General features: G+C 59.4%; 23 protein-coding genes and 1 other RNA gene. 10 read left to right on the forward strand and 14 right to left on the reverse strand.

From position 1 onward, the window contains the following. Position 1: 1 nt before the first annotated feature. The 3 genes from JZX89_RS28535 (at position 2) to JZX89_RS09610 (ending at position 2030) form a co-directional block, all read left to right on the forward strand. Positions 2 to 316, forward strand: a complete 315-nt coding sequence (locus JZX89_RS28535; RefSeq protein WP_246746686.1) for a hypothetical protein — start codon at positions 2 to 4, stop codon at positions 314 to 316. Between the two features lie 142 nt (positions 317 to 458). Continuing rightward, positions 459 to 1058: a cytochrome oxidase assembly protein Sco gene (gene sco / locus JZX89_RS09605; protein WP_046798081.1), complete on the forward strand. Its 600-nt coding sequence runs from the start codon at positions 459 to 461 to the stop codon at positions 1056 to 1058. A gap of 93 nt (positions 1059 to 1151) precedes the next feature. Beyond that, positions 1152 to 2030 (forward strand): 50S ribosomal protein L11 methyltransferase, encoded by an 879-nt coding sequence (locus JZX89_RS09610; RefSeq protein ID WP_065113745.1) that lies wholly within the window; start codon positions 1152 to 1154, stop codon positions 2028 to 2030. A 148-nt stretch (positions 2031 to 2178) separates the two neighbouring features. Here the strand turns inward: JZX89_RS09610 and JZX89_RS09615 are convergent, their stop codons facing one another. Beyond that, on the reverse strand, positions 2179 to 2352 hold the full coding sequence (locus JZX89_RS09615; RefSeq protein ID WP_193559508.1) for a hypothetical protein: 174 nt from the start codon (positions 2350 to 2352) through the stop codon (positions 2179 to 2181). Between the two features lie 293 nt (positions 2353 to 2645). On the opposite strand from JZX89_RS09615, the gene JZX89_RS09620 reads away from it, so the two are divergent. After that, a complete protein-coding gene (locus JZX89_RS09620) occupies positions 2646 to 4487 on the forward strand; it encodes an aminopeptidase P family protein (RefSeq protein ID WP_207133936.1) in 1842 nt (613 codons plus the stop codon). Here JZX89_RS09620 and JZX89_RS09625 read toward each other — a convergent pair. Together JZX89_RS09625 and JZX89_RS09630 are read right to left on the reverse strand one after the other, a co-directional pair. Continuing rightward, positions 4484 to 4798: an AzlD family protein gene (locus tag JZX89_RS09625; protein ID WP_046798084.1), complete on the reverse strand. Its 315-nt coding sequence runs from the start codon at positions 4796 to 4798 to the stop codon at positions 4484 to 4486. The two genes, JZX89_RS09620 and JZX89_RS09625, sit on opposite strands and share 4 nt — an antisense overlap. Then, the gene (locus JZX89_RS09630; RefSeq protein WP_142840253.1) at positions 4795 to 5514 is read right to left on the reverse strand and encodes an AzlC family ABC transporter permease; all 720 of its coding nucleotides are present in this window, start codon (positions 5512 to 5514) and stop codon (positions 4795 to 4797) included. Before JZX89_RS09630 ends, JZX89_RS09625 begins: the two co-directional genes overlap by 4 nt. A gap of 180 nt (positions 5515 to 5694) precedes the next feature. Between JZX89_RS09630 and JZX89_RS09635 the strand changes: the two genes are divergently transcribed. Further along, on the forward strand, positions 5695 to 5931 hold the full coding sequence (locus JZX89_RS09635) for a DUF2164 domain-containing protein (RefSeq protein WP_046798086.1): 237 nt from the start codon (positions 5695 to 5697) through the stop codon (positions 5929 to 5931). A gap of 8 nt (positions 5932 to 5939) precedes the next feature. On the opposite strand, the gene pncA is transcribed toward JZX89_RS09635, so the two are convergent. Continuing rightward, positions 5940 to 6566, reverse strand: coding sequence for a bifunctional nicotinamidase/pyrazinamidase (gene pncA, locus JZX89_RS09640; RefSeq protein ID WP_149900204.1), 627 nt, complete (start codon positions 6564 to 6566; stop codon positions 5940 to 5942). 451 nt (positions 6567 to 7017) lie between these two features. Between pncA and JZX89_RS09645 the strand changes: the two genes are divergently transcribed. Continuing rightward, the gene (locus JZX89_RS09645) at positions 7018 to 8286 is read left to right on the forward strand and encodes a DUF2778 domain-containing protein (protein WP_207133937.1); all 1269 of its coding nucleotides are present in this window, start codon (positions 7018 to 7020) and stop codon (positions 8284 to 8286) included. 16 nt (positions 8287 to 8302) lie between these two features. On the opposite strand, the gene JZX89_RS09650 is transcribed toward JZX89_RS09645, so the two are convergent. The 5 genes from JZX89_RS09650 to JZX89_RS09670 form a co-directional block, all read right to left on the reverse strand. Further along, positions 8303 to 8728 carry a DMT family transporter gene (locus tag JZX89_RS09650; RefSeq protein WP_207133938.1) on the reverse strand — a complete coding sequence of 142 codons (426 nt, stop codon included), beginning with the start codon at positions 8726 to 8728 and terminating at the stop codon, positions 8303 to 8305. Further along, entirely contained in the window at positions 8725 to 9207 is a 483-nt protein-coding gene (locus JZX89_RS09655) for a DMT family transporter (protein ID WP_149900207.1), read from the reverse strand. The genes JZX89_RS09650 and JZX89_RS09655 overlap by 4 nt, the downstream gene beginning before the upstream one ends. A 286-nt stretch (positions 9208 to 9493) precedes the next feature. Next, positions 9494 to 10306, reverse strand: a complete 813-nt coding sequence (locus JZX89_RS09660; RefSeq protein ID WP_207133939.1) for a glycosyltransferase family 25 protein — start codon at positions 10304 to 10306, stop codon at positions 9494 to 9496. Between the two features lie 105 nt (positions 10307 to 10411). Then, a complete protein-coding gene (locus JZX89_RS09665) occupies positions 10412 to 12886 on the reverse strand; it encodes an ATP-dependent helicase (protein ID WP_207133940.1) in 2475 nt (824 codons plus the stop codon). Between the two features lie 102 nt (positions 12887 to 12988). Continuing rightward, positions 12989 to 13399, reverse strand: coding sequence for a carboxymuconolactone decarboxylase family protein (locus JZX89_RS09670; protein ID WP_207133941.1), 411 nt, complete (start codon positions 13397 to 13399; stop codon positions 12989 to 12991). Between the two features lie 226 nt (positions 13400 to 13625). Between JZX89_RS09670 and JZX89_RS09675 the strand changes: the two genes are divergently transcribed. The 4 genes from JZX89_RS09675 (at position 13626) to JZX89_RS09690 (ending at position 23284) form a co-directional block, all read left to right on the forward strand. Continuing rightward, on the forward strand, positions 13626 to 14792 hold the full coding sequence (locus JZX89_RS09675; RefSeq protein ID WP_149900211.1) for an efflux RND transporter periplasmic adaptor subunit: 1167 nt from the start codon (positions 13626 to 13628) through the stop codon (positions 14790 to 14792). Continuing rightward, positions 14789 to 17938 (forward strand): efflux RND transporter permease subunit, encoded by a 3150-nt coding sequence (locus JZX89_RS09680; protein ID WP_207133942.1) that lies wholly within the window; start codon positions 14789 to 14791, stop codon positions 17936 to 17938. Before JZX89_RS09675 ends, JZX89_RS09680 begins: the two co-directional genes overlap by 4 nt. A 134-nt stretch (positions 17939 to 18072) precedes the next feature. Further along, entirely contained in the window at positions 18073 to 19485 is a 1413-nt protein-coding gene (locus JZX89_RS09685) for an FAD-binding oxidoreductase (protein ID WP_207133943.1), read from the forward strand. Positions 19486 to 19576: 91 nt separating this feature from the next. Then, the gene (locus tag JZX89_RS09690) at positions 19577 to 23284 is read left to right on the forward strand and encodes an AsmA family protein (RefSeq protein WP_207133944.1); all 3708 of its coding nucleotides are present in this window, start codon (positions 19577 to 19579) and stop codon (positions 23282 to 23284) included. 240 nt (positions 23285 to 23524) lie between these two features. On the opposite strand, the gene JZX89_RS09695 is transcribed toward JZX89_RS09690, so the two are convergent. From JZX89_RS09695 to ssrA, 5 genes are all read right to left on the reverse strand, one after another. Next, the gene (locus JZX89_RS09695) at positions 23525 to 23854 is read right to left on the reverse strand and encodes a hypothetical protein (protein WP_207133945.1); all 330 of its coding nucleotides are present in this window, start codon (positions 23852 to 23854) and stop codon (positions 23525 to 23527) included. Between the two features lie 212 nt (positions 23855 to 24066). After that, positions 24067 to 24276: a ribbon-helix-helix domain-containing protein gene (locus JZX89_RS09700; protein WP_065113731.1), complete on the reverse strand. Its 210-nt coding sequence runs from the start codon at positions 24274 to 24276 to the stop codon at positions 24067 to 24069. A gap of 105 nt (positions 24277 to 24381) precedes the next feature. Further along, on the reverse strand, positions 24382 to 24585 hold the full coding sequence (locus JZX89_RS09705; protein ID WP_149900216.1) for a DUF4169 family protein: 204 nt from the start codon (positions 24583 to 24585) through the stop codon (positions 24382 to 24384). Between the two features lie 42 nt (positions 24586 to 24627). After that, positions 24628 to 25140 (reverse strand): SspB family protein, encoded by a 513-nt coding sequence (locus tag JZX89_RS09710; protein WP_207133946.1) that lies wholly within the window; start codon positions 25138 to 25140, stop codon positions 24628 to 24630. A gap of 229 nt (positions 25141 to 25369) precedes the next feature. Next, positions 25370 to 25742, reverse strand: a transfer-messenger RNA (tmRNA) gene (gene ssrA, locus JZX89_RS09715). Positions 25743 to 25847 lie beyond the last annotated feature (105 nt).

Below are 25847 nucleotides of genomic sequence, written 5' to 3' on the forward strand. Positions count from 1 at the left end.
CATGGACCGGGAGACATCATGTCGAGGCTTTAAAAACCGCTATGGTCATAATGCACAGCAAGATTTTAAACTTTCCCTAACAATTGCCGCGCTCTCCCACGCAAAACCCGGTATTTTGGCGGTTTTCGCGTCGGTGCAAAAAGGTTATGATGGTGGTATGAACGCACTCGTTTCCAACCCGCTGAAGTTTGTTCTGGCAAGTCTTGCGGTCGTCGCTTCGCTTGCCATCGTGCTTCTTGCCTTCGACGGCTGGGTGCGGCACAGCACGGATATTTTCCTTTCCACCGTGCAGAGCGGTATCGCCTGGTGCCTGTGATCGTTTGGGCCGTCTGTGCTTTGTGACAAATCAGCGCGGTTCCCTGCAAATACGGCCAGTTGATTTGCCGTCGCCGTCGCCGTTCGTTATCAGTCTGCCAGGGCCTGCGATATGCTGCGGGCTTTCGGGGTAGGATTGGACAATGAGAAATATTCGCATCGTATTGTGGGCCGTGGTGGTCGTTCTTGCCGGCGTCGTCAGCTGGCTGACGATCGAAATGACGAAGACCCGTGAGGAGATGGTGGAAACGGCTTATGGCGTGCCTTTCGCGCTTACCGCGCAGGACGGCCAGCCGATCACCGAAAAGGCGTTTCAGGGCAAACCGACCGCCTTGTTCTTCGGTTTCACCCATTGCCCGGAAGTCTGCCCGACGACATTGTTCGAGCTGAACGGCTGGATGGAAAAGGTGGACCCGGCCGGCGACAAGATGCAGGCCTATTTCGTGTCCGTCGATCCAGAGCGTGATACGCCCGAGATCATGCAGCAATATGTTTCCAACGTTTCAAAGCGGATTACCGGCATTACCGGTCCGGCCGACAAGATTGCCGAGACGCTGAAAGGCTATCGCATCTATGCCAAGAAGGTGCCGGTGGATGAGAAGGATCCGAATGGCGATTACACCATGGATCATACTGCGTCCGTCATCCTGCTTGATGCCAAGGGCCGTTTTTCAGGCACCATCGCTTATGGCGAAAACCCTGAAGTTGCCGAGCAGAAGCTCCAGAATCTTCTGAAGGGCTGATAGAGCCGGCATAATTGCGCCAGGCTTATTGGACTGGCGCAGCTTTTGTGGCAAAGGCAAGACAACAACCTCAGCCAGAGAAAGCAGCCCGCCGTGAGCGAAATCCGACTTTACGTCACCACGACCGAAATCAAGGCCGGCGAAATCCTCGATCTCATGTCGGATTATTTCGGCGAGGAGGATGTTGCGATCGCCACGACCGAGGTGGATGAGAAGCGCGACATCTGGGAAGCCTCCGTCTATTTGATGGCCGAGCAGGAGGATGAGTTCCGCGAGCGTGTCGGCGCTTTGCTTGCGCCTGCATTTCCCGGTCTCGTCATCGAAAAAGAGATCGTTCCCGATGTCGACTGGATCGCCAAGTCGCTCGAGGGGCTGAAGCCCGTCAGGGCAGGGCGCTTCATCGTGCATGGCGCGCATGATCGCGACAAGGTGCAGCCGCATGATCTAGCTATCGAGATCGAGGCGGGGCAGGCTTTCGGCACCGGCCATCACGGCACGACGGCGGGTTGCCTTGAAATGATCGAGGATGTTTTGCGGGCACGGACGGTGCGCAACGCGCTCGATCTCGGCACCGGCAGCGGCGTGCTGGCGATTGCCGTGCGCAAGATGCGCCCCATTCCCGTACTGGCGACGGATATCGACCCCATTGCCGTCAAGGTGGCCAAGGAAAATGTGCGGCTGAACGGCATCGTGTCTGGAATGGCGCTGGAAACCGCACCCGGTTTTCACTCCGATGCTTTCCGCAAGCATGGTCCATTTGATCTCATCATCGCCAATATTCTGGCACGGCCGCTGATCAAGATGGCGCCGCAGCTTGTCACGCATCTGGCGCCCGGCGGCACTGTCATTCTGTCGGGCATTCTTGCGTCACAGCGCTGGAAGGTTCTCGCCGCTTATAATGGCGCTCGGCTTTCTCACATCCGCACCATCTGGCGCAACGGCTGGGTGACGCTGCATCTGCGCAAAGACTGACGCTCTTTCGACCTTGCTTTCGGGCAAAAGAAAAGGCGGCGCTTTCGCGCCGCCTGGAACCCGCGAGCATATGGGAGGCGCTTGCTCAAGCGGGTCGACGTATTCCTGTTCAGACGCGGTGGAGGGAGGATCGCCGCGCCTGACTTGATCAGAATACGTAGCTGGACTTTGCCTTGCGACGCAGATCGGCGCGGTTCATGCCCAGCGCTTCGAGCGACTTGTCGTCAAGGTTCAAAAGTGCTGCGTTGACGTGGCGGCTGACCTGACGCTCACGTGCTTCAACAACGCGATCGAAGGCGGCGCGGAGGAAAGATTTTGCCATTGCTTCAAATCCCTTTTTGCCAGGAGAGTGTTTCTCTCGCTGTGTTGATCTTGATATAAGCGATGTGATTTTGTTTGGTTAGATGGGATATTTCACGGTTGATATGCGTAAAATGCATGTCACTTGTTTTCTAGTATTACTTATTTCGCAAAATATGCACAATTTATCGCCGTAATCGGTTCTGTCATATATGGCTTGAAACCGGGTTTGCCCACGTGGCATTGTCGTTGTGCGCCAATGATTTGACGGCGTGAATGAACCGCTTTCCTCATGACAGTTCCCGAAAGACGCCCATGTTCCAGACCTTCGAAAACAAATCCGCGCCGCAATTTGGCAAGGCCCGTGTCGAGGCGCTGCGCGCCGGTTTCGACGCGCTGGCTATCGACGGTTTTCTGGTGCCGCGCGCCGATGAATATCAGGGAGAATATGTGCCGGAATGCGCCGAGCGCCTGTCCTGGCTGACGGGGTTCACCGGTTCGGCCGGCATCGCGTTGGTAACACGCAGCGAGGCCATGGTTTTCGTCGATGGCCGGTATACGACGCAGCTCAAGTCGCAGGTCGACCAATCCGTCTTCACGGGCGGTGATCTGGTCGGGGCGCCGCCTTCCGTCTGGTTATCCGAACATGCGGCGCAGGGCTTCCGACTGGGGATCGATCCGTGGCTGCATACCGGCGCTGAATTGAAGCGGCTGGAAAAGGCGCTTGCGGCCAGGGGCGGCTCCGTCGTGTTGCTGGAGCGCAATCCGCTTGATGCCCTGTGGCAGGACCGTCCGTCCGAGCCGCTGGAGCCCGTTATTATCCAGCCGGAAGCCTTTACGGGCAAGCTGGCGAAGGAAAAGATCGCGCTGCTGGCGGAGACGGTTTCGGCCAAGCAGGCAGATGCCCTGCTGGTTACCGATCCGTCTTCCATTGCCTGGATTTTCAATATTCGCGGCAATGACGTGCCGCACACACCGCATCCGCTTGCCCGCGCCATCATCTATGCCGATGGCAGGACGGATATTTTTCTCGACAAGCGCAAGACCGGCATCGAGGTCGAGGCCTATCTGGCGCAACTGGCGACGCAGTTGCCGCCATCGAAAATTGCCGACCGCCTGCATGCGATTGCCAGCGCCAAGGGCCGGGTCATGGTCGATGCCGATCTGACGCCGGTGGCGCTGACGGGCGCAATCACGGCAGCGGGCGGTATACTGGTGGAGACGTCAGATCCGATCCGCCTGCCGCGCGCCTGCAAGAACAAGGCGGAGCTTGCCGGTTCTGCCGCAGCACACATGCAGGATGGCGCGGCCATGGTCGAATATCTGAGCTGGCTGGACCGCCAGCAGCCGGGCAGCGTCACCGAGATCGCTGCGGTCAAGGCGCTGGAGGCAGCGCGGGCCAAAGTGGGGCAGGCGATGCAGAACCCGTTGAAGGATGTATCTTTCGACACGATTTCCGGCGCTGGCGAACATGCCGCCATCATCCATTACCGTGTCACCACCGACACGGATCGCACACTTGCCGATGGCGAGATGTTCCTCGTCGATTCCGGTGCGCAATATGTCAACGGCACCACCGACATCACCCGTACTGTCGCAATCGGCACGGTGCCGGAAGAGCAGAGGCGTTTCTTCACGCTGGTGCTTAAGGGGGTGATCGGCATCAGCACCGCACGGTTTCCGAAGGGAACGCGCGGTTGCGACCTTGATCCCCTGGCGCGCATCGCGCTGTGGAAGGCAGGCGCCGATTATGCTCATGGCACCGGCCATGGCGTCGGCTCCTATCTCTCGGTGCATGAGGGACCGCAGCGTATCGCGAGGCTTTCGACGCAGGAGCTGCTGCCGGGAATGATCCTGTCGAACGAGCCGGGTTATTACCGCCCCGGTGCTTTCGGCATCCGCATCGAGAACCTGATCTATGTGCGGGAGGCGCAGGAGGTGGCCGGCGGCGACCAGCCAATGTTCTCCTTTGAGACGCTGACCTGGTGCCCCATCGACAACAGGCTTGTCGTCGTGTCACTCCTGACCGACGAGGAACTCGACTGGCTGAATGCCTACCACGCCGACGTTCTGGAGAAGCTCTCTCCGCTGATCACCGATGAAGAGGTGAAAGCCTGGCTTGTTGCCGCGACCAGGCCACTGGAGAGGGTCGCTTAAAGCAGCCCGAAATGCCTGATGGCGATGACGACGGCCCAGCCGATTGCCAACATCGTCAGACCGGGAAACCGCAGGCAGACCAGAAGGGCTGCCACCATGCCGATCTTCACCTCGTATCCACCTTCGAAAAAGGCGGGTGCGACAAGCGTGGTCAGAACCGCAACGGGCACGGCGTTCAGGCCGGCTTCCATGCGCGGCGGGATGGATTTCATCCGCGTCATCAGCACATAACCGCCGATGCGGGTGAGATAGGTGGCGATGGCGGCGAGCGCGATCAGGATCATCGTGTCGGTATGGAGCATGTCGCTCATGGCGTTTCCACCCTGTTTTCAGGATTGGCCTCGCCGTTGGGTTTGGGCGGATAAAGGACGGCAACGAGAATGCCGGCAATCGCCCCGAGGCTGACATGCCAGGGCGAGCCGACGAAGTGATAGGCGACCGTTGCGCCGGCTGCGCTTGCCAGCATCACGGGGTAGAAATTCTCCCGCTGGCGGAAGCTCAGGACCATGCCCATGAAATAGATCGGCAAAAGCACATCGAGGCCGATGGCCTTGGGATCGCCGACGAGGTTGCCGAGCGAGGCGCCGAGAATGGTCATGGCCAGCCACAGCACATAGACCGGCGCGGCAAAGCCCATATACCAGGAAAAACCGACTGTGCCGGTGTTCTCGTATTTGCGGACCGATTCGGCGAATTGCGGATCCACCAGCACAAAGAAGCCGGCAGCTTTCTGCATCAGCGACCAGCCGGAGATCATTCGGGCGATGGCTGCCGAATAAAGGATATGGCGGAAATTGACGGCGAAGACGGAAAGAACGATCAGCCATGGGGCGACCTTCTGGCCAAACAGTTCGATGCCGACAAGCTGGCTTGCGCCGGCATAGACGGTACCGCTCATGATCGTGGCTTCGGTGACGCTCAGGCCGTTATCGACTGCAACCGCGCCGAACAGCGCGCCAAAGGGGGCGGCGGAAAGGGCGATCGGAAAACCGGTCCTCAGTCCCTCGCGAAAATCTTTATTGAACATTCTCTGGAAACTCCTTGCCGCCGCTCTATCGCCGTCCCGGCCGGCTGGCAAACGAATTGCATGAATGGATCGATTGATTCCCTTGAAGCTTCCGTTACGGTAACGCCGACAGTCAGCGCCGGACGAAAGACCTCATCGGGTTTCGCCGGTGCATCCACACCGTGAAATCATGGAAGATCAATGCTCGAAAAGCAGGAAAAGGCGGTCCTGGCCGCGCGTATCAAGGACTACCTTGCCCGGGAGACCGAAACCGAGATGGGGCTTCTTGAGGCGGAAATCTTCGTGGAGTTTCTGGCCGAGGAGGTCGGATATGTTTTCTATAATCAGGGGCTGAAGGATGCACATGCTGCAATCCTGCGGCGTCTTGAGGACGCGGCCGGTGACATCGACGTGCTGGAAAAACCGAGGTTGCGTTAAAGGGGCGGTCAGTCGCGCAATATGTCGCGGCTGTTGACGATCGCGGCGCCCTTTTCCCGCATGGCCGCAATCGCGGCCTTTATGCCCTGTGGATCGATGCCGCGGCTTGCATCCTCGATGAAACGGACCTTGATACCGGGTAACATGGCGATGGCATCGAGCACCGAAAAACTGACGCAGTAATCGGTGGCGAGGCCGCATATATCGAGCTGCGTCACGCCCTGACGGGCCAGATAATCGGCAAGGCCTGTTGTCGCCGACTGGTCATTGTCGCGAAAGGCGGAATAGCTGTCGACGGCGGGGTTTTCACCCTTCTGCTGAATATAGTCGAATGCTTCCGTCTTCAGATCGGGGTGGAATTCCGCATCCTGCGTGCCCTGCACGCAATGGTCCGGCCACATCATCTGTGGTTTGCCGGAAAGTTCGCCCATGTCGAAAGGTTTCCTGCCGGGGTGCTGGGAGGCGAAACTGCCGTGGTTTTCCGGGTGCCAGTCCTGCGAGGCGACGATGAGGTCATAACCGCCATTGTCGATCAGGGCATTGGCGGCAGGCACGATCCTGTCGCCTTCGGTAACGGCCAGATTGCCGCCGGGGCAAAAGCCGTTCTGGATGTCGATGAGCAGCAGCGCCTTCATGATGTGCCTCCCTTTTGCCAACAGGATGCCAAGCCGGCTTTGGCGGATCAAGTCCCCATTCAACCTTTGTGCCCACGTGACTGGTGGATGACGACAGCTTGTCCCGTCGCAGTCCTGCCGCATTTTCAGCAAATTTCCGGCCAAGTCGGAATTTACCTGACGATGCGGCGACGGAAACTTTAAAGGCCGATGACGCCCCGCGGGGCATTTTTCAGGACGAGCGATGTAATGCACGCCGTTCCAGTACAGTCATCGTTTCGCCTTCGCCTGACATGCGCAGACCTTAACGAAGTATTTTTGCAGGGACTCGTAAACACTTTGGTTACCATAATTCGTCATGCTTCGAACCAGTCAGTTCCGAAAGGGGCGTGGTGTTCACCCGCTGTTCGGATGCCCCAAAATCCCACCGGCATTGTCCGGGTGTGCGTGAACGGTTCGAGTAACGAGTATCATGGCGTTTTCTGCTGCGGCCTATAATGGCGCCGGTCTTGCCGGGTCGTCCTGCCTCAAGAAAGGCAAATCCTTTTCGCTTGGCCGAATGTCCGCGCTGCTCGGCGGCGGTGCCTTTGCCGGGCTTTTCGCCTTTGCAGCCTTCGCATCGCTGCATAGCATGGCGGCCGCCTCGCATGGCGTTGGGCAATTTGAAAAGACGCTGGTGGCTAGGCTTGATTCCGCCGAGGCGGCGATCGGCCACGCGCGGGGGCGGGATATTCACGTTCGCAAGTTTTCCCGCCTGAGCGATCACAGCCATGGCCCGCAGAAGGCCGTTCGCTTTGCCGGCATGATGCCGGAGATCGGCGCGAAGGAATTCCGCGAGCGTTTTGGCGCGGCGGCGAATGCCAAAGGGCAGGCGACGGTGAAGGAACTTGCCGCGCTCAGGCCTTCGGCAATCGTCGATTCGGCGCTTGGGCGCACCACTGATGTGGCCTATCAAATCGCTGCCTCGCAACATCCGGCATTCGAAGTGGCGCTGGCACGCCCGCAGATCGAGGAAGAGGCGAGCAGCCTGCTTCCTGATGATGTGCCGCTTCCGAGCTTCCGGCCCGAAGTGGCGGCGGCCGAGACGGTTGAGCCGTCGCCGCGTCCCGCCCTTTCCAAGGCTGCTGTTGCTTCAGCCCCCGATTTTGATGCGCCGGTTCCGCTGCGCGCGCCGCAGCAGCCGAAGCAGGGCACCGGTGCCATGCTTGCCTTTGCAAAGCCAGATAATCCGATGCGCGAGCCGAGCAAGATGGATGCGGTTCCGTGGCCGGATCGCGGCAATGGCACGGCGATTTACGATATTTCCTCCGGAACGGTTCACATGCCGAATGGCGAGAAGCTGGAAGCGCATTCCGGCATCGGCAAGATGCGCGACAATCCCGACTTTGTTCACGTCAGAATGCGCGGCTCTACGCCGCCCTCCAGCTATCGTCTGACGATGCGCGAAGCGCGGTTTCATGGCGTCGAAGCCATTCGCCTGACACCGGAAAATGGCGTCAACCCGCATGGCCGCGATGGACTTCTTGCCCATACCTACATGCTGGCGAAACGCGGCGAATCAAATGGCTGTGTCGTGTTCCGGGATTATTCCCGCTTCCTGGCCGCCTTCAAGCGCGGCGAAGTCAAGCGCATGATCGTGGTGCCGAAACTGAACGGTAACCGACCGACGCTTGCCAGCAGCGGCGGTAAAAGTGGCGGCAAGACGCTGCTCAGCATGTTCTCGCGCGGCAACGATTCCTGAGTTTATTTGAATTTCATCAACGGCTGCGCCGTTGCGTCAGCACCATGCCGGCGAGGATGAGAAGAATACCAAGCGCGCTTGTCCAGATTTTTGGCGGATGATCGCTGAAAAGATCGAGCACAACGCCTGACACCATCTGGCCGCTGATGACCAGAAGTGCGGTATTGACCGCGCCGATGCGCGGGATGAGCCAGCTGCCCGAGGCGATGAAGACGACGCCGATCGGCCCGCCGATAAAGGCGAGCCACGGTGCATCGGCCGCGCCCGGCGGAATGAGACCGCCGACGATGAGGCCGATGACGGTCAGCACGGCAAAGCCAACGATATGGTTCCAGAAGGAAGCGATAAGCGGTGAGTTCGACAGGCTCAAGCGGCCGTTGATCTGGCGACTCAGCGCCACGAAGACGCCGCCGGCAAAGGCCATCGCGATCCAGACGATCATGCCGTTCTCCCGACCAGAATGATGAGTGCGCTGCCGCAGAGGATCAGCGCTACCGCTGCCATGTCCCGCACATCCGGACGCCGTTTCGGCAGGCCGAAGAGGCCGAAAAGATCGGCCAACAGGCTGAAGATCACCTGCCCGCCGAGACCCAGCGCTATGGTGCCGGAAAGCGCCAGCGGCGAATTGACGGCGGTGGAGGTGAGGATGACGATGGCCGCACCCACGACCCCGCCGCAATAGGCCCAGAGCGGCGCCTTTGGTTTTGCCGGTGCCGCGGGGTCCTTCTTCGGGCGCATGATGGCGAGATAGATGAGCGCTGCCACCGTCCCTGTGCCATGCGCCGTCCACGAGGAAAACAGCGCACTGCCGTAATGGGCTAGCTGGCCGTTGAAATGCACCATCAGGGTCAAAAGACAACCGCTCGCGAAGGCGGCGGCAAGATGCAGCGGGTTGAGGCGGGGATGCGTCATATCTGTCATGGCGGGTCTGTTGTGGCGTGCCGGGAAAGCTGAAGAGATATCCGAGCTTTAGCCGATATGTGCCTGAAGCGGAATCGAATTGCGCCGTTTCTCGGCTTCAGGTGGCATTATCCTGTGCGCTACGGAACCAGTGACCCTGCCGCGCATTATTCCAGCATGAAGAAAACGACACGCAAGCCATTGAACCGGATGACGATTTTCGTCATTTCGATTTTCATTCTCGCAGCCGTGATTGCGGCGGTTTATCTCGTCGGCTTCACGCCCGGCGAGGCATGATCCAGCTTGTTCAATTGCCGGCGGGAGCAGTCTTGCCCTTGCCGCCTTCGAGCGTGACACTCAGCCTGGCGATGGCGAATCGGAGGCCGCGCAGAAGAAAACGGCTGGTTTCCAGATAGGCGCGATAGGGCAGTACCGTAAAATAACGCCAGCGCGGCAGGCGGTAAATGCGCAGATTGTTCTGAATCTGGCTCTCCCCATCCGCATCCTGCGTGGCGCAGAGCGGGTAGATGAAAGCCCCCTTCAGGCCTGCCAGATATTCCAGATCGAATGCGATATCATAGGCCAACCGCATGGGGATCAGTTTCGATATCCATTTTCCGGCGCGACGGTTGACGAGATAGGCGCCTGAGCCTTTTTCCCGCGTCAGGGCAATGGCCAGCGAACGGCCATTGGAAAGCGGGCGAAACGGGAATTTGCGACCGTTGCTGACTGTCGTCAGCCGCAGCAAATCCCAGTAACCACCGTTCAGCACCGCCTCATCGATTGCATTCAGAAAATCATTGTCGAAGACCACGTCGTCTTCAAGGATGAGCGCGATATCGGCGTCGCCATCCATGAATTTATTGGCGCAGGCGACATGGCTGAGATAACAGCCGATTTCCGGCGGTGACGTGCGCCGGCCATGCATGAGCATGTAGGAAATCTCGCTGAATTCCGGGATCGGATAATTCAGTTCGCGGCCATTGACGCCGGCGATACGCACCGCCTGCAGCCCGATCGCGTCGAGCCGGGCAGTCATATCCTCAAGGCGCTTGGTGGCGCTATCCATGTTGATCAGGAAAACGGCAAGCTTGCGCTGGCTTTTCGGTAAAATATGCAAAGCGGTCCTCGCCCGGTTTTCACTGTCGTGTAGCAATTTCTTTATTGCAACGGCATGACGTGGGCTATGGAAAAAGCTGTCTTGAACCTGTCTTAACCGTTCGAATCAAACCTTTTCCACAAATCCATCCAGCACGCGCTTTTGTCCGGCGCGGTCGAAATCGATGGTCAGCTTGTTGCCCTCGATGGCGGAGATATTGCCGTTGCCAAACTTCATGTGGAAAACGCGGTCGCCGACGAAGAATTTCGACGGGGTATCGGCAACGGACTTGGCCACCAGCTCGCCATCAATCGTGCGGGTGCGCGGGCCGCTTTCGCCATAACCGATCCGCTCGACCGCATGGCCGGAGCGTGTGCCCCAGTTATCGCGGGTGGCGTCCGACTTGTTGGCCTGCGCCCGTTTCCAGCCGGGGGTGGAATAATTATTGGCGAAGGGTTCCGCCTTGTCGAAGCGGGACTGACCGTAGCCGCCGCGCCCGCCATAACCGCCGTAATTGCTGTCGGATGCCGCGACATCCACATGGGCGGGCGGCAGTTCTTCCAGAAAACGCGAGGGCAGGGTGGATTGCCATAATCCATGGATACGCCGGTTCGACACGAACCAGATATGGCAAAGCTTCTTGGCGCGGGTGATACCGACATAAGCAAGACGGCGTTCTTCCTCGAGACCGGAGCGGCCGCCTTCGTCCAGCGCCCGCTGATGCGGGAACAGGCCTTCTTCCCAGCCGGGCAGGAAGACGGTGTCGAATTCCAGACCCTTGGCGGAATGCAGCGTCATGATGGACACGGCATCCAGTTCCGCATTCTGTTCCGCGTCCATGACAAGCGCGACGTGTTCGAGAAATCCGCGCATGCTTTCGAAGGATTCCATCGAACGGATAAGTTCTTTCAGGTTCTCCATCCGTCCGGGGGCTTCCGCCGTCTTGTCGGCCTGCCACATGGCGGTGTAGCCGCTTTCGTCGAGGATCTGCTCGGCAAGCGTGGTGTGCTCGGTATTTTCCAGGAGGCCCTGCCAGCGGCGAAAATTCTGCACCACATCGAACAGCGCTTTGCGCGCCTGTGGCTTCAGTTCGTCGGTTTCGATGATGTCAGCTGCCGCCGCCAGCATGGGAATATCGCGGACACGGGCATAGGCGTGTAGGGCGCTTTTAGTGGTTTCGCCAATGCTACGCTTGGGCGTGTTGACGATGCGCTCGAATGCAAGGTCATCGGCCGGTTGGCAGACAACGCGAAAGTAGGCCATGGCATCGCGAATTTCGAGGCGCTCATAAAAACGCGGACCGCCGATGACGCGGTAATTGAGGCCAAGCGTGACGAAACGGTCTTCGAATTCGCGCATCTGGAAGGAGGCGCGAACGAGGATGGCCATGTCGTTCAGCTTATGGTTCTTGCGCTGGAGCTGCTCGATCTCCTCGCCGACGGCGCGGGCTTCCTCTTCGGAATCCCAGGCGGCATGCACCATGACCTTTTCGTCATCAGGGCTGCTGCGCTCGGTGAACAGCGTCTTGCCGAGACGTCCTTCATTGTGGGCGATCAGATGGCCGGCGGTGCCGAGAATATGTTCGGTGGAGCGGTAGTTGCGTTCCAGCTTGATGACCTTTGCACCGGGGAAATCCTTGTCGAAACGCAGGATATTGTCCACTTCGGCCCCGCGCCAGCCATAGATCGACTGGTCGTCGTCGCCAACGCAGCAGACGTTTTGCGGTTCGCCTTTCGGGCGCTGCGCAAGCAGCCGCAGCCACATATATTGGGACGTGTTGGTGTCCTGATATTCGTCGACCAGAATATAACGGAACTTCTGGTGATATTCGTTCAGGATATCGGTGTGACGACGGAAGATGCTGATCGGGTGCAGCAGCAGATCGCCGAAATCGCAGGCGTTCAGCGTTTTCAGCCGGGCCTGATAGGCGGCATAGAGTTCGCGGCCCTTGCCATTGGCGAACGCACGGCTGTCGCCCTCCGAAATATCCGGCGGCGTCAGGCCCTTGTTCTTCCAGCCGTCGATCATGCCGGCGAATTGTTTGGCCGGCCAGCGCTTGTCATCAAGACCTTCGGCCTGGATGAGCTGTTTCAAAAGCCGCACCACGTCATCGGTATCGAGAATGGTGAAATCCGATTTCAGGCCGATGAGTTCGGCATGGCGGCGCAACAGTTTGACACCAATGGAATGGAACGTGCCGAGCCACGGCATGCCCTCGACTGCGCCGCCGACCAGAACGCCGATACGTTCCTTCATCTCGCGGGCGGCCTTGTTGGTGAAGGTCACGGCAAGGATCTGGCTGGGATAGGCGCGGCCGGTCGCCAGAATATGGGCGATGCGGGTCGTCAGAACGCGGGTCTTGCCGGTGCCGGCGCCGGCCAGCACCAGAACGGGCCCGTCAAGCGTTTCCACTGCCTCGCGCTGTTCCGGATTGAGGCCGGAAAGATAATCGGGTGTGGGCCGCGCCTGATCGCGTGCCGCCATGGCGCGCGCGGCAATGCCAAGCCCACCGCCCTTGCCGGCATCGGCGTTGTTCGTCGCCTTGCGCGGCACCTCAGGTTCTTCATCGAAGAACGGCATATCGTCAAAACTGTTGCTCATGCGGCCCAATGTAGTGATTCGGGATATAAAGGCCAGAACCGTGTTCTGCTTTTATTCCGGTATCGTCAGTCAAAACGCCTATTCCAAGGCATTTTCTTCGTCTCAAGCCTGCCTGTCGGCGTCGAAAGCGGCATCAACAGGCAATTGCAGCGCTACGGCAAGCTGGTTGGTCTTGGCGGCAAGGGCGATGACCCGCATCAGATCGGCATGTTGCTCGCGGGTCATGCCCTTGGCTTTTGCGGCCACCGTGTGGGAATGGGCGCAATAGGAGCAGCCATTGGTGACGGAAACGGCGATATAGAGCATTTCTTTGACCACGGGATCGAGCGCCGAAGGTGTCGCCATCACGGCCTTGACCTCGGCCCAGGTCTTTTCCAGCAGATCAGGATCAAAGGCGAGATAGAGCCACATATTGTTGATGAAATCCGATTTGCGGGTGGTGCGGATATCATCGAACACGGCTTTGACGCGCGGGTCGGCTTGCGGGTTTTCGGCTTTCGTCACGGTGCTCATGGCTTCCTCCGGGAATGGTTTTCGGCTTTTAGAGTAACCGATCGGCGGAGATTTGCGACAGAAACGGTTGCGCGATGCTTTCCGACGAAAATTCATCACAAATTACAATTATGTAAGGAACGGTTTTGTGCGTTGCCTTCGTTAAGGCAAGCAGGAATACTTTGCGCGTTCCAACGGGGTTCGGTTTGGAACTCCATTTTACTGAGCGGATCAACCGGAGAAATATATGCGGGTCTGGAAACAGGTGGGTGTCAGTGTTGCCGTGGTGGGAGCGGGGCTCTGTCTTTGGGGCTTTTATTCGCCCGAAGCCCGCAATGTTCTCGCTGCTATCGGGCTTGGCAAAATGCCGGCCGGTGCGATCGAGGTTGCCGCATCCGGCGCCGGAAGCCCTAGCACGCCAGCGGGCCAGAATGCCGGCGGTGCGCGTCGCAACAGCAACGCGACTCTGGTGGTGATGGCTCCCGTCAAAAAAGGCACGGTCAATGATCGCCTGAATGCCATTGGCAACGGCGAGGCGATCCAGTCGGTCGTCGTCATGCCGCAGGTCTCCGGCACCGTTTCGGAAATCCGCACCTCCTCCGGTGCCCGCGTCGTGAAGGGGCAGGTCCTTGCAAGGCTCGATGATGAGGAGCAGGTGATCGAACGGGACAAGGCGCAGGTCACGCTGCGCAGCGCGGTTGAAAAATCCAGTTCCTATAAGAACCTGAAATCCGTCTCCCGTCTTGACGTGCTGGATGCGGAGATTGCCGAAGAGGCTGCCAAACTTGCGCTGAGCACTGCTGAGCTGAACCTCAAGCGTCGCGACATCGTCGCGCCGATCGAAGGCGTTGCGGGTATCGTCGCTGCCAACATCGGTGACAATGTCACCACGCAATCGACCATCGTCAGCATTGACGACCGCTCCGAAATTCTCGTCAATTTCTGGGCTCCCGAGCGTTTCGTAACCGCGATCAAGGTCGGCATGCCGGTGGAAGCGACGTCGATTTCCCGGCCCGGTGAGACCTTCAAGGGTGAGATCGAGGCCGTCGATAACCGCGTTGACGAGGCAAGCCGCACGATCCGTATCCGGGCGAAGTTTGGCAATGAGAAGGATGAGCTGAGGGCCGGCATGTCCTTCGGCGTCACCATGCGTTTTGTCGGCGAAACCTATGCCTCGGTCGATCCTCTGGCCGTGCAGTGGGACGCGGAAGGCTCCTATGTCTGGCGCGTTGCCGACAACAAGTCGCACAAGGTGCGGGTACAGATCGTGCAGCGCAACCCCGATGCGGTTCTGGTCAAGGCCGAGTTGGCGGAGGGCGAGCCTGTCGTGATCGAAGGTCTGCAGCGTGTGAGAGAAGGCGGCGCGGTCCGTGTCGGCAATCAGCCGAAGCCTGAAGAGGTTGCCAGCCAATGACGACGCAACCGCCTGCCGGTCAAGATTCCAAGATCGCCTTTACCGCCTTGTTCGTCCGCCGGCCTATTCTGGCGGCGGTTCTCAACACTTTGCTGGTTGTTGCCGGCCTTGCCGCGCTGGTCGGCGTCGAAGTGCGCGAACTACCTGATGTCGACCGACCGACGATCAGTGTCAGGACCACCTATGAGGGGGCGGCACCCGAGACCATCGATCAGGAAGTGACGCAGACCATCGAAGGCGCTGTTGCGCGTGTCAGTGGCGTCAAATCCATCTCTTCCAATTCGCAGTTCGGCACAAGCCGTGTGACACTGGAATTCGGCGACAATGTCGATCTGCCGGTTGCCGCAAACGACGTGCGCGATGCCATCGGCCGCGTCACCAACCAGCTGCCTGACGATGCCGACGAGCCGCAGATCATCAAGGCGGATTCCGACAGCCAGCCGATCATGCGCCTTGCCGTCACCTCGACCACGCTCAGCATGGAAGACCTGACCAAGCTGGTGGATGACGAGATCATCGACCGTCTGGCCGCCGTCGACGGCGTGGCGGACGTGGAGCTTTACGGCGATCAGGAAAAGGTTTTCCGCGTCGATCTCAATCAGGCGGCACTTGCCAGCCGTGGGCTGACGGTCACGGATGTTTCGAACGCGCTCGCGAGTGCTGCCCTCGACGTGCCGGCGGGATCGCTAAAAAGCACGACGCAGGACATTGTCGTGCGCGCCACGGCCAGCCTGACGAAGCCCGAAGATTTCTCCAATCTTTTGATCAAGAACAATATTCGCCTGAGGGACGTCGCGACCGTCATGCTGGGTGCGGATGATGAATCCACCTCGCTGCGTTCCAACGGCGTGCAGGGCGTCGGTCTCGGCGTCATCCGGCAGGCGCAGTCGAACACGCTCAGTATTTCCACGGGCGTGAAGGCCGCTGTTGATGCCATGTCGGCCAATCTGCCGGAAGGCACGCGTATCGTTGTCACCAGCGATGACGCCGTCTTCATCGAAGGCGCGCTGCACGAGGTCGAACTGGCGCTCGGACTTTCCGCGCTTATCGTCGTCGTGGTGCTTTACCTGTTCCTGCGCGACTGGCGCGCCACACTCATTCCCGCGATCACCATGCCAGTGGCGCTGATCGGCACCATTGTCGCCATCTATATGGTCGGCTTTTCGGTCAACATCCTGACGCTGCTCGCCATCGTTCTGGCGACCGGTCTGGTTGTCGACGACGCCATCGTGGTGCTGGAAAACATCGTGCGCCGCCGCACGGAGGGGATGGGGCCGCGGGCCGCAGCCGTTCTCGGCACGCAGGAAGTCTTCTTCGCGGTCATCGCAACGACGGCGACGCTTGCCGCCGTGTTCATTCCGCTTTCCTTCCTGCCGGGCCAGCTTGGAGGTCTGTTCCGTGAATTCGGGTTTGTGCTGGCCTTCGCGGTGGGCTTGTCTTCAATTGTGGCTCTGACGCTTTGCCCGATGCTGGCCTCGCGCATGCTCAAGGAAGGGTTGAAGGAACCGACGGGACCGCTTGCCTGGTTCGGCAATGTCTTTGCCTCCACCTATAAGACGACGCTTGCCGCCTGCCTCAACAATCCGCTGATCGTCATCGTCGTGGCGCTGATCTTTTCCGGCCTGTCGTGGATCGCCTTCGGCATGATCCAGAACGAGCTGACGCCGCGCGAGGACCGCGCCTCGATCATGATGCGGGTCACCGCGCCGCAGGGCGTCAGCCTCGAATATACCCGCGACCAGTTGCAGCGGATCGAGGAAAACCTGAAGCCGCTGCGCGACAGTGGCGAAATCCGCAATATCTACTCCATCACCGGCATGAACGGTTCGTCCAATACCGGTTTCATGGTGCTGACGCTCGCCCCGTGGGCCGATCGTGAGCGCACGCAGAACCAGATCGCTACCGACGTAACCTCCGCTGCCAACAGCGTACCGGCGCTGCGCGGCAATGCGATGCAGCCGAACAGCCTCAGAATTCGCGGTGCCGGCAACGGGTTGCAGATGGCTATGGTCGGCAGCAATTATCCGGCGCTGACGGCGGCGACGCAGAAATTGCTGCTTTCCATGGAAGAAAGCGGCCTGTTCGACACGCCGCGCTTCGACAACGAGCCCAATCAGGCGCAAATCTCCGTCTCCATCGACCGTGAACGCGCGTCGGATCTCGGTATTGATATCACCGGCCTGTCGCGCGCCATGCAGTCGCTGCTGGAAGGACGCTCGATCGTCGATGTCTTCGTGGATGGCGATGCGATCCCGGTGCGGCTGCTATCGTCTACCCGGCCGATCAACGATCCGACCGATCTTGAAAACGTTTTCCTGAAAACGGGCGACGGCAAGATCGTGCCGATGTCGGTCATTGCCACGCTCAAGGAAAATGCAGTTGCCCCGCAGCTGAACCGCGAGCAGCAGCTTCCCTCCGTCGGCTTCACCGCCAACCTCAAGGACGGCGTTTCGCTTGGTGAGGCCCTTCAAAAGGTGAATGAGCTGTCGCAATCGGTAATGCCGCCCGGCGCCCGCCTGCTGCCGCTCGGTGAAGCGGCGACGCTTGAGGAAAATTCGAGCGGCATGTTGCTGACCTTCGGTTTCGCCATCGCCATCATCTTCCTCGTGCTCGCCGCACAGTTCGAAAGCGTGCTGAGTTCGGTTATCATCATGTCCACGGTGCCGCTCGGTCTTGCCTGCGCGGTCATCGCGCTGCTGGTTACCGGATCGAGCCTCAACGTCTATAGCCAGATCGGTCTCGTGCTGCTCGTCGGCGTGATGGCCAAGAACGGCATCCTCATCGTCGAATTCGCCAACCATCTGCGCGATCAGGGCGCAACCGTGCGCGAAGCCATCGAAAAGGCCACCAGCATCCGCCTGCGCCCCGTGATGATGACGATGATCGCCACCATTCTCGGCGGCGTGCCGCTGGTGCTGGCGCAGGGGGCGGGTGCGGAAGCGCGCATCGCGCTCGGCTGGGTCATCGTCGGCGGTCTCGGTTTTGCGACGCTGGTGACGCTTTATATCACCCCGGTCTCCTACCTGCTGATCGCCCGCTTCGCCAAACCGCAGGCGGATGAGGAAATCCGCCTCCACCGCGAACTCGAACTTGCGGCCCGCCGCAAGGCGCTGGAGGAAGACAAGCCGCTGCTGGCTGCGGAGTAGAACGAGGTTTTCGCTAAACCGCGTCCGGCGCAATTCCGATGCTGGACAAAGGGTTAACCTTATCCCATACCACCTGACGGAATTTCGTGACGGATCTGCTCCGTTACGGGCGGATGTTGCTGTGGAGATGGATGATGGCGCTGAAAGATGTGGTGGCGGGTGAGCGGAACGAAGAGGGTATTGCCTCAGTGCTCGCAGTGCTAAAGCAGCAGCTGGGCGAAAGGCTCCAGACTGGACAGGCGTTTCGCGAGCAGCACGGCCACACCACAACTTACCTGACCCTGCAGTCGCCGGATGGCGTTGTCTTTGCCGAAAGCGCTGACGATGTGAAAGCCGTGGTGAAGGCCTGTGCGCAATATAAGGTGCCGGTCATTCCCTTCGGAACGGGGTCTTCGTTGGAAGGTCAGGTCAACGCGCCGAGTGGCGGAATCTGCATCGATTTCAGCCGGATGAATCGCATCATTGAGGTGAATGCCGAAGATCTTGACGTGACGGTGGAGCCGGGCGTGACGCGTGAGGACCTGAATGTCTACCTGCGCGATACCGGCCTGTTTTTCCCGATCGATCCGGGCGCCAATGCCTCGATCGGCGGCATGGCCTCGACGCGCGCCTCCGGCACCAATGCCGTGCGTTATGGCACGATGAAGGACAATGTGCTGGCCGTCACCGCCGTCGTCGCCAATGGTGAGGAAATCCGCACGGCACGCCGCGCCCGCAAGTCGTCCGCCGGGTACGATCTGACGCGGCTTTTCGTGGGTGCGGAGGGGACGCTCGGCGTCATCACCTCGGTCACGCTGCGGCTGCAGGGCATACCGGAAAAGATCGCCGGCGGGGTCTGCACCTTCGATAGCATCAAGGCGGCCTGTGACGCCGTTATCATGACGATCCAGATGGGCGTTCCGGTTGCCCGCATCGAATTGCTGGACGAGGTGCAGGTGCGCGCCTGCAACGCCTATTCCGGTCTGAACTACGCAGAAAAGCCGACACTTTTCGTGGAGTTTCACGGCACGGAAGAGACAGCGGCGCTGCAATCGCAGCAATTTGCCGAGATCGCAGCCGAATGTGGCAGCGTCGATTTCCGCTGGACGGGCGATGCGGCCGAGCGCAACAAGCTGTGGAAGGCACGGCATGACGCCTATTGGGCCTCGCGGGCGCTCGCGCCTGACCTCGACGGGCTATCGACCGATGTCTGCGTGCCGATTTCAAGACTGGCCGATTGCGTGGTTGAAACGCAGCGGGATATTGCTGAAAACGGCTTCTTGGCGCCAATCGTCGGCCATGCGGGGGACGGGAACTTTCATGTCCTTATTCTGTTCGATGGCAAGAATGCCGAAAGCGTTGCGAAAACCGAAGCGTTCGTCGCCCGCCTCAACCGCCGGGCGATCGCCATGGACGGCACCTGCACCGGCGAACATGGCATCGGTCAGGGCAAGATGAGTTTTCTGGCCGAAGAAGCAGGAAATGCGCTGGATGTGATGCGTGCCATCAAAACGTCGCTCGACCCGGATAATATCTTCAATCCGGGCAAATTGTTCCGTCTTGTCTGATCATCCTCACATTTGATTGGTACAAAAGGCTGCTTGCCGTTAAGGCAGAAAAGAATAGGTTTGCAGCGTTCGCGAAGGGAGATGCAGGTCAGTGCTCGGGCGTATTCTGGTTTTTCTGGGCGGACTGCTGGCCTTGGTGCTGTTTTCGGCGCTGCTCATTCCCTATTTCGTCGACTGGACGGATTTCCGCCGCGATTTCGAGGATCAGGCAAGCCGCATTCTGGGCAAGAAGGTGGTGGTGCACGGCCGGGTCGAGGCACGTATTCTGCCTTTCCCTTCGGTGACGCTGCATGATGTGCGCGCCGGAACGGATGCGGATGGATCGCCGCTGATCCAGGTGGCGCGTTTTTCCATGGATGCCGAGTTGGCACCTTTCCTTTCCGGCGAGGCGCGCATCTTCGACATGCGCATTGAGGAACCCAAGGCCAAGATCCGGCTGTTGAAAGACGGCACGCTGGACTGGATGCGTGGCAGCCGGGCGGAAATTCCCGCCCGCACCGTGGTTCTGGAAAGCGTGCAGATCGAAGGCGGGCAGATCGAATTCATCGACGAGCAATCCGGCCGCAACCGTGTCGTGACCGGCCTTAACGCCGACATGTCCGCCAATTCGCTGGCCGGGCCGTGGAAGGCGGAGGGCCGTGCTGCCGTTGACGGGCATCCGGGTTCCTTCTCGCTCTCCAGCAGCGAGCCGGATTATGCTGCTGGCCGCATGGGCCTGAGGGTCCGCGTGGTGCCGGACGAACATCCGGTCGAGGTCGATCTGGACGGCGCGATTGCCGCAACGGCCGGAAAGCCTGCCTTTAGCGGCTCTTTCTCGTTTATCTTCCGCGAAGACGAAAAGCAGAAGCAGCAGGCCGGGCAATCGCTCTTTTCTTCGCCGCGCACCCGCGGCAGTTTCGAACTGACGAACGAAAGTGTGCGCATCCCGAGCTACCGTATGGAACTCGGCGGCAGCGAAAATCCTTACGTCGTGACCGGCGAGGCGACGCTTGATACCGGCGCGAAGCCGGAATTCCTGCTGACGGCGGATGGCCAGCAGATCGATGTCGCCCGCTTTGCACCACCCGTCGTGCAAACGGGCAAGACCTCGCGCCAGCCCACCGTCTCGGTGCGCCAGCGCATCGAGGCCTTTGCGGCCATGGTGGCGCGCATTCCGGTGCCGCAGGTGCCGGGCAAGGCCAGCATCAGCCTTCCGGCGCTGGTTTCCGACGACACGACCATTCGTGACATCCGGCTGGATGTGCGCCCGGAAGGCAGCGGCTGGCAGGTGGTGAATGCGGTTGCGACGCTGCCGGGCAGGACGCAGCTGGAAGCCAAGGGATCGCTGACATTACTTGGCGGCCCGGCCTTCAACGGTAATCTGCTTCTCGCCTCCAACCAGCCTTCGGGGCTTGCCAATTGGCTTTCCGGTTCCGTCGATCCGGCGATCCGGCAGCTGAATGCGGCCGGTTTTTCTGCCGATGTTTCGCTGACGACGCTCAACCAGCGGTTCAACAATCTCGAGCTTGCCATCGGCGACGCTTCGCTGAAGGGTGAGCTGGAGCGGCGCTCCGATGGCAAGACCTCCAATCTTTCCATCGATCTTGCCGGCAATGAAATCGATCTCGATGCGCTGAAGGCGCTCGGCAGTCTGGCGTTGGGCGATCAGGTTGGAAGCTCGGTTCTCGATCATCGCATCGATGCCAAGTTCAAGGCCGACCGGTTCAACATGGCCGGCGTGACTGCAAACCATGTCGAAACCGCCTTCACCATGGCTGGCGGTGTTCTGACGCTCGAAAACATGACGGCTGGCGATATTGCCGGCGCCGAGGTCAAGGCCACAGGGCAGCTGCAGGGCTCATTGCTGAAATATGCGGGCAAGGGCACGGTGAACCTGCATGCGACGGACATGCAGCCGTTCTTCACCATGTTGCAGCAGAAGTTGCCGAACCACCCGTTCCTCAGCCGTCTGGCGGCGAGTGCGCCCTGGTACGCCAATTCGGACCTTGCCATGGATGTCTCGGTCAACAGCGACAATGGCGGGGCAAATGTTGCCGTGTCAGGCACCGTCAATGGCAGCCGCCTGTCGGCCGTTGCCAAGATGCCGGATTTCCTGTCGATCACCGACGATACGGCGATGTCGCTGGAAGCGGTGTTGAAAAACCAGTCGACGGCGATCCTGTTCGGACAGGCGGGGCTTGACCCGTTGCCGTTCGATGCGGATGGCGAGGGGCTTCTCTCGGTCAAGCTCAATGGCACGCTCGGCTCACCCGCCCAGACCGATATCCGCTTCTCGACGGAGCGGACGCATTTTTCGATGAATGGTTCGTTTGCCGTGGCTGCCGCCAATTTTGGCGAAGGCAGCGCGGATGTGGCGCTCGAAAGTGCTGATATCGAGCCCTATCTCATCATGAATGCGGTGGGGTTGCCGCAACTCGGCGGCGGCATGGCCGTGAAGGCCAATGCGAAAGTGGCGATCGACGCGCAGAAAATCGCTTTTTCCTCCGTTGGCGGGCAGGTGGGTGGCAATCCGTTCTCCGGCAATCTCGCGGTTCAGCGCGCCGCGCCTTATCCTGTCAGCGGTGATCTGTCGGTCAGGACCGCCGATCTCGCCTGGCTGGGGGATGCGATCTACGGGCCGGTGATCGATCCGGAAAGTGGCGCGCTCAACGCCAAGCCGCTGGCCATGGCCGCTTTCCCGCAGCTCAAGGCCTCGCTGTCGCTGAAAGCGGAGAATTTCGAAGCGGGTCCCTTTGGCACGATCACCGGTCTGGCGGCCAAGGTCACGCATGATTCGGGCAGTCTCTCACTCGACGATGTCACTGGCGGTTTCATGGGCGGCAAGCTCACGGGCCGGCTTGCCATGTCCACGGGTGAAGGGGCGGGGATTTTCCGCACCAAGATCGCGGTGACCGACGCCAATCCGGAGCCTATCCTGTGGGCGAACGCCAATGGCCCGGTGGCGACCGGCCGGGTTGCCATCGACCTGACGGCCGAATCGACGGGCAAGAGTGTCGGTGAGATTCTGAAATCGGCAGGTGGTTCAGGTGAAATCCGTGCTGGCGGGCTGGTGCTGAAGGGGCTCAATCCCGGCGCCCTGCCGCCGATCCTGCAGGCGGCGGATGGTTTGCAGCAGCCGATCGATGCGCCCAAAGTGCGGCCGCTGGTGGACCAGAACCTGTGGCAGGGTGAAATCGGGCTCGGTGATGTGGCTCTGCCGTTCTCGCTGAATGGCGGTGCGCTTCATTTCCAGAATCTGCGCGCCGGGATCGATCCGGTGACGCTTGCCGGTGATGCGACGGTGGATATTGCCGCATCGACCGTGAATGGTGATCTCGATCTTCTCTTCAATCCCGGTGCCGAAGCGGTTGCGGGAGCCGAACCTTCGCTACGCCTTAACTATAACGGTCCGCTGGCAGCGCCTGCATTGACGACCGATGTTTCGGCACTCAGCAATTACCTGTCGCTCAGGTCTTTCGAAAAGGAGCGCCGCCGGGTGGAAGCCATGCAGGCCAGCGTTCTTGAAAAGCAGCGCCTGCGCCGCGAAGTGGCGCTTTACCGCTCCCAGGCGGCCGAGCGGCAGGCTGAAAAGGAGCGGGTGGAGGCGGAGGCTAAAGCAAAGGCGGAAGAGGAGGCCCGGCTGAAGGCTGCCGCCGAGGAACGTCTTCGTCAGGAAAAAGAACAGCAGGAACGGTTGCAGCAACAGCAACAACAGCAGCAGCCCGTGCCCGAGCGGCAATCTGCGCCAGTTCTGGTCGTGCCGCCGACGGAAAATGCGATCCGGGACCTGGCGCCGGAAAATGCGCCAGTCAATCCATAGCCTGTTTGAAAAGTGAAGGTAGATTGCATTCAGATTTGCAGGATGTGGAATCTGGCACCCAAAACGGGGTCATTCCTTTTCCCGGGGATCTATGGCCATCGTTGCGCCCGGTTGCGCGACCTCGGTCAAGCCAGAGGAAGGGTGTCTGGCAACGGCTCATGACATTGGCTCAGGACAAATGCTGGCGCGATCTGGATACTTGTGTTTTTGGCGGTCTTTCCCGAATTACCCGGCAGCCGATCAAATCCAGCTCTCGCGTTCGCCGAAGGGCGTCTCGGCATCGAAATTTTTCGTACCAATCCTGCTGCTCTCTCCAGACAGGCTGGGCTTATCCGCGCTGCCGCCTGAAGCTGCCGATTTGTCGGCGCTGTTTTCGAGAGTTTCAAGCTGAGCCTTGAGCGATGCGATGGCGCTTTTCAGTTCTTCCAGGGCTTTCGCTTCGGTGGTCTGGGCCAGCTCCGACTGCTTTTCGGCAATCTGCGATTTTAGCTCGGAAACGCTTGAAGAGGAGGTGGATGAAGAGGAAAGGACGGAAACAGCGGCGCTTGTTCCCGAAACGGCAGAAACCATTGGTCGCTTCGTGGCGGATGTGTGGATTGGAAAACCATGAAACAAAGACTGAAAACAAGGCTACGCAATACGGGAATGCCTTGCAGCGCAGATTAGGCTGCTAATGTTTAATGAATGCTTTCGCGACGTTACGAGTTTTTTGGCAGGAATGTTTGTAGTCTGTGGGCTGGAAGATCAGGGCCGGTGCACATGTCGTCGGCTGGAGGGAAAAATCACCGGGTCTTCAGCCAGTTCAGCACATAAACGCGCAAAGACGAGGACAGATTGCTGTCGGCGGGCCGGTTGTCATCTATTTCCGCGAGCAGGGCGGCGAAGCTGATCTTGCGCTTTTCGGCAATCGTCTTCAGTTCTTCCCAGAAGGCATCTTCAAGTGAAATGCTGGTGCGGTGGCCGTGCAATGTGGCTGAGTGCTTGCGGATCATCAGATCGGCCTCCGGCTGGAAATCTGAATCATGTTTCGCCGGCAAGCCTCTGTTTCGCGATTGATTTCCGATTTTGCGGGGAGTTCGCTGCGGCAGGTCCGATCGTCAGTCCCTGTCGGCCCCGCCATCATCCTTTTCGAGCCGTCCCTGATCGAGCGCTTTTTCAGCTTTCTCATTGAGGGCCGATGTAAGATTTTTTTCGGTCTTGCTGCGGCCGAAGGACAGGCGGTTCTGTTCCGCCTGTTTTTCCTTTTCGTTACGGGCTTTCTGCTTCCGAAACTGACGCAGATTGACGATATCGGCAGCCATGCGGATATGTATCCTTGGGTTTCGGGGGCGGAAAAAAGGTCGTTATTGTTTCTTGCGGAAGGCATCCAGCGAAACGACGGAACCTTCCTTCTTTTCCTCACCGGATTTGGGTGTCTCGGAGGTGGAAGCGGGCTTTGCCTCGTTGGAAACGGGATAAGCGGTGATTTCCGCTTCTTCGATCTCTTCCTCGTCGGCCAGGGGCACATCGAACTCGAGCTCGAAATTGACGGAAGGATCGTAGAAACCGCGAATGGCGTTGTAGGGAATGACCAGCTTTTCCGGCGTATCCGAGAAGGACAGGCCAATTTCGAAGCCGATTTCCGTCACCTTCATGTCCCAGAACTGGTGCTGGATGACGATTGTCATCTGTTCGGCGTATTTCGACTTGAGGTGCTGGGAAATCCGCACACCCGGCGCGCCAGTCAGGAATGTGATGAAGAAATGATGGTCGCCCGGCAGGCGGCCGGTTGCGGCCACTTCACCCAAAACCTTGCGAATAACGCCGCGAAGGGCATCCTGTGCGAGAATGTCGTAACGGATATGATCCTGCCCCATGCGGTCCTGTCTTTCCCTTATTCGAACGTCTTTTAATGCGCTGCGCGCCTTGCGCGCCAAGGACGCTGTAACACTTTGAATCTTTGCGCAATCCTGAACCGGAGATCGAACTCGATCCAGACGGCTGCGCTTTGCCCAAGTATACGCAATGTCCTGAACGGCAGCAACGGAAAAGCCGATGCCGTTCGCAAGTCAGCTATCATATAACCAATTCAGGCAAAATGGAGAAGGTGGAGGTTTCTGTTGCCAGGTACCTCCGAACCCCGCCTTACGGGGCTAACCGTAAGGACTTAGAGCGGAATTCCCGCACCGCCATTAGGCAGCGAGAGCGTATTCCTTAGCGTTGTTGTCGTTTGCAACTACACTTGTGACCCGATAACGGCGGTATCATGCCGAGCAAAAGTTCGATCTTTACGCCCTTGTCGATCCTATTTCGCCCCCATCAAAAGCCGGCCTCGTTCTCACAAAGCCCGCCGGTTTTTGGTGGAGGCGCCGGGTACCGCCCCCGGGTCCAATAGGTTTATTACATCGTCCGTTTATCGCCATAGCCGGGTTGCCCCGGCAAAGCTCATATAGGCGTTTCGCCCGGCGGAGAAAAGGGGGGCTATGACAATTCGATGAAAAGGTTTCGTGTTTGACCTTGGCTATTTAGACAATTCTTGACGACGAGAGATTGCTGACACATTCTCCATGCAACCGGTCACCAG

This window comes from Agrobacterium burrii, from assembly GCF_017313405.1.
GTDB lineage: Bacteria > Pseudomonadota > Alphaproteobacteria > Rhizobiales > Rhizobiaceae > Agrobacterium > Agrobacterium burrii.

Excerpts from the sequence above, each read along its gene's own strand:
- JZX89_RS09695 (WP_207133945.1), bottom strand. The coding sequence starts at position 23,854 with ATGGTTTCTGCCGTTTCGGGAACAAGCGCCGCTGTTTCCGTCCTTTCC.
- JZX89_RS09710 (WP_207133946.1), bottom strand. The coding sequence starts at position 25,140 with ATGGGGCAGGATCATATCCGTTACGACATTCTCGCACAGGATGCCCTT.
- JZX89_RS09685 (WP_207133943.1), top strand. The coding sequence starts at position 18,073 with ATGGCGCTGAAAGATGTGGTGGCGGGTGAGCGGAACGAAGAGGGTATT.
- JZX89_RS09620 (WP_207133936.1), top strand. The coding sequence starts at position 2,646 with ATGTTCCAGACCTTCGAAAACAAATCCGCGCCGCAATTTGGCAAGGCC.
- JZX89_RS09625 (WP_046798084.1), bottom strand. The coding sequence starts at position 4,798 with ATGAGCGACATGCTCCATACCGACACGATGATCCTGATCGCGCTCGCC.
- JZX89_RS09700 (WP_065113731.1), bottom strand. The coding sequence starts at position 24,276 with ATGATCCGCAAGCACTCAGCCACATTGCACGGCCACCGCACCAGCATT.
- JZX89_RS09635 (WP_046798086.1), top strand. The coding sequence starts at position 5,695 with ATGCTCGAAAAGCAGGAAAAGGCGGTCCTGGCCGCGCGTATCAAGGAC.
- JZX89_RS09615 (WP_193559508.1), bottom strand. The coding sequence starts at position 2,352 with ATGGCAAAATCTTTCCTCCGCGCCGCCTTCGATCGCGTTGTTGAAGCA.
- JZX89_RS28535 (WP_246746686.1), top strand. The coding sequence starts at position 2 with ATGGACCGGGAGACATCATGTCGAGGCTTTAAAAACCGCTATGGTCAT.
- pncA (WP_149900204.1), bottom strand. The coding sequence starts at position 6,566 with ATGAAGGCGCTGCTGCTCATCGACATCCAGAACGGCTTTTGCCCCGGC.
- JZX89_RS09670 (WP_207133941.1), bottom strand. The coding sequence starts at position 13,399 with ATGAGCACCGTGACGAAAGCCGAAAACCCGCAAGCCGACCCGCGCGTC.
- JZX89_RS09675 (WP_149900211.1), top strand. The coding sequence starts at position 13,626 with ATGCGGGTCTGGAAACAGGTGGGTGTCAGTGTTGCCGTGGTGGGAGCG.
- JZX89_RS09705 (WP_149900216.1), bottom strand. The coding sequence starts at position 24,585 with ATGGCTGCCGATATCGTCAATCTGCGTCAGTTTCGGAAGCAGAAAGCC.
- JZX89_RS09645 (WP_207133937.1), top strand. The coding sequence starts at position 7,018 with ATGGCGTTTTCTGCTGCGGCCTATAATGGCGCCGGTCTTGCCGGGTCG.
- JZX89_RS09655 (WP_149900207.1), bottom strand. The coding sequence starts at position 9,207 with ATGACAGATATGACGCATCCCCGCCTCAACCCGCTGCATCTTGCCGCC.
- JZX89_RS09665 (WP_207133940.1), bottom strand. The coding sequence starts at position 12,886 with ATGAGCAACAGTTTTGACGATATGCCGTTCTTCGATGAAGAACCTGAG.
- sco (WP_046798081.1), top strand. The coding sequence starts at position 459 with ATGAGAAATATTCGCATCGTATTGTGGGCCGTGGTGGTCGTTCTTGCC.
- JZX89_RS09630 (WP_142840253.1), bottom strand. The coding sequence starts at position 5,514 with ATGTTCAATAAAGATTTTCGCGAGGGACTGAGGACCGGTTTTCCGATC.
- JZX89_RS09650 (WP_207133938.1), bottom strand. The coding sequence starts at position 8,728 with ATGATCGTCTGGATCGCGATGGCCTTTGCCGGCGGCGTCTTCGTGGCG.
- JZX89_RS09680 (WP_207133942.1), top strand. The coding sequence starts at position 14,789 with ATGACGACGCAACCGCCTGCCGGTCAAGATTCCAAGATCGCCTTTACC.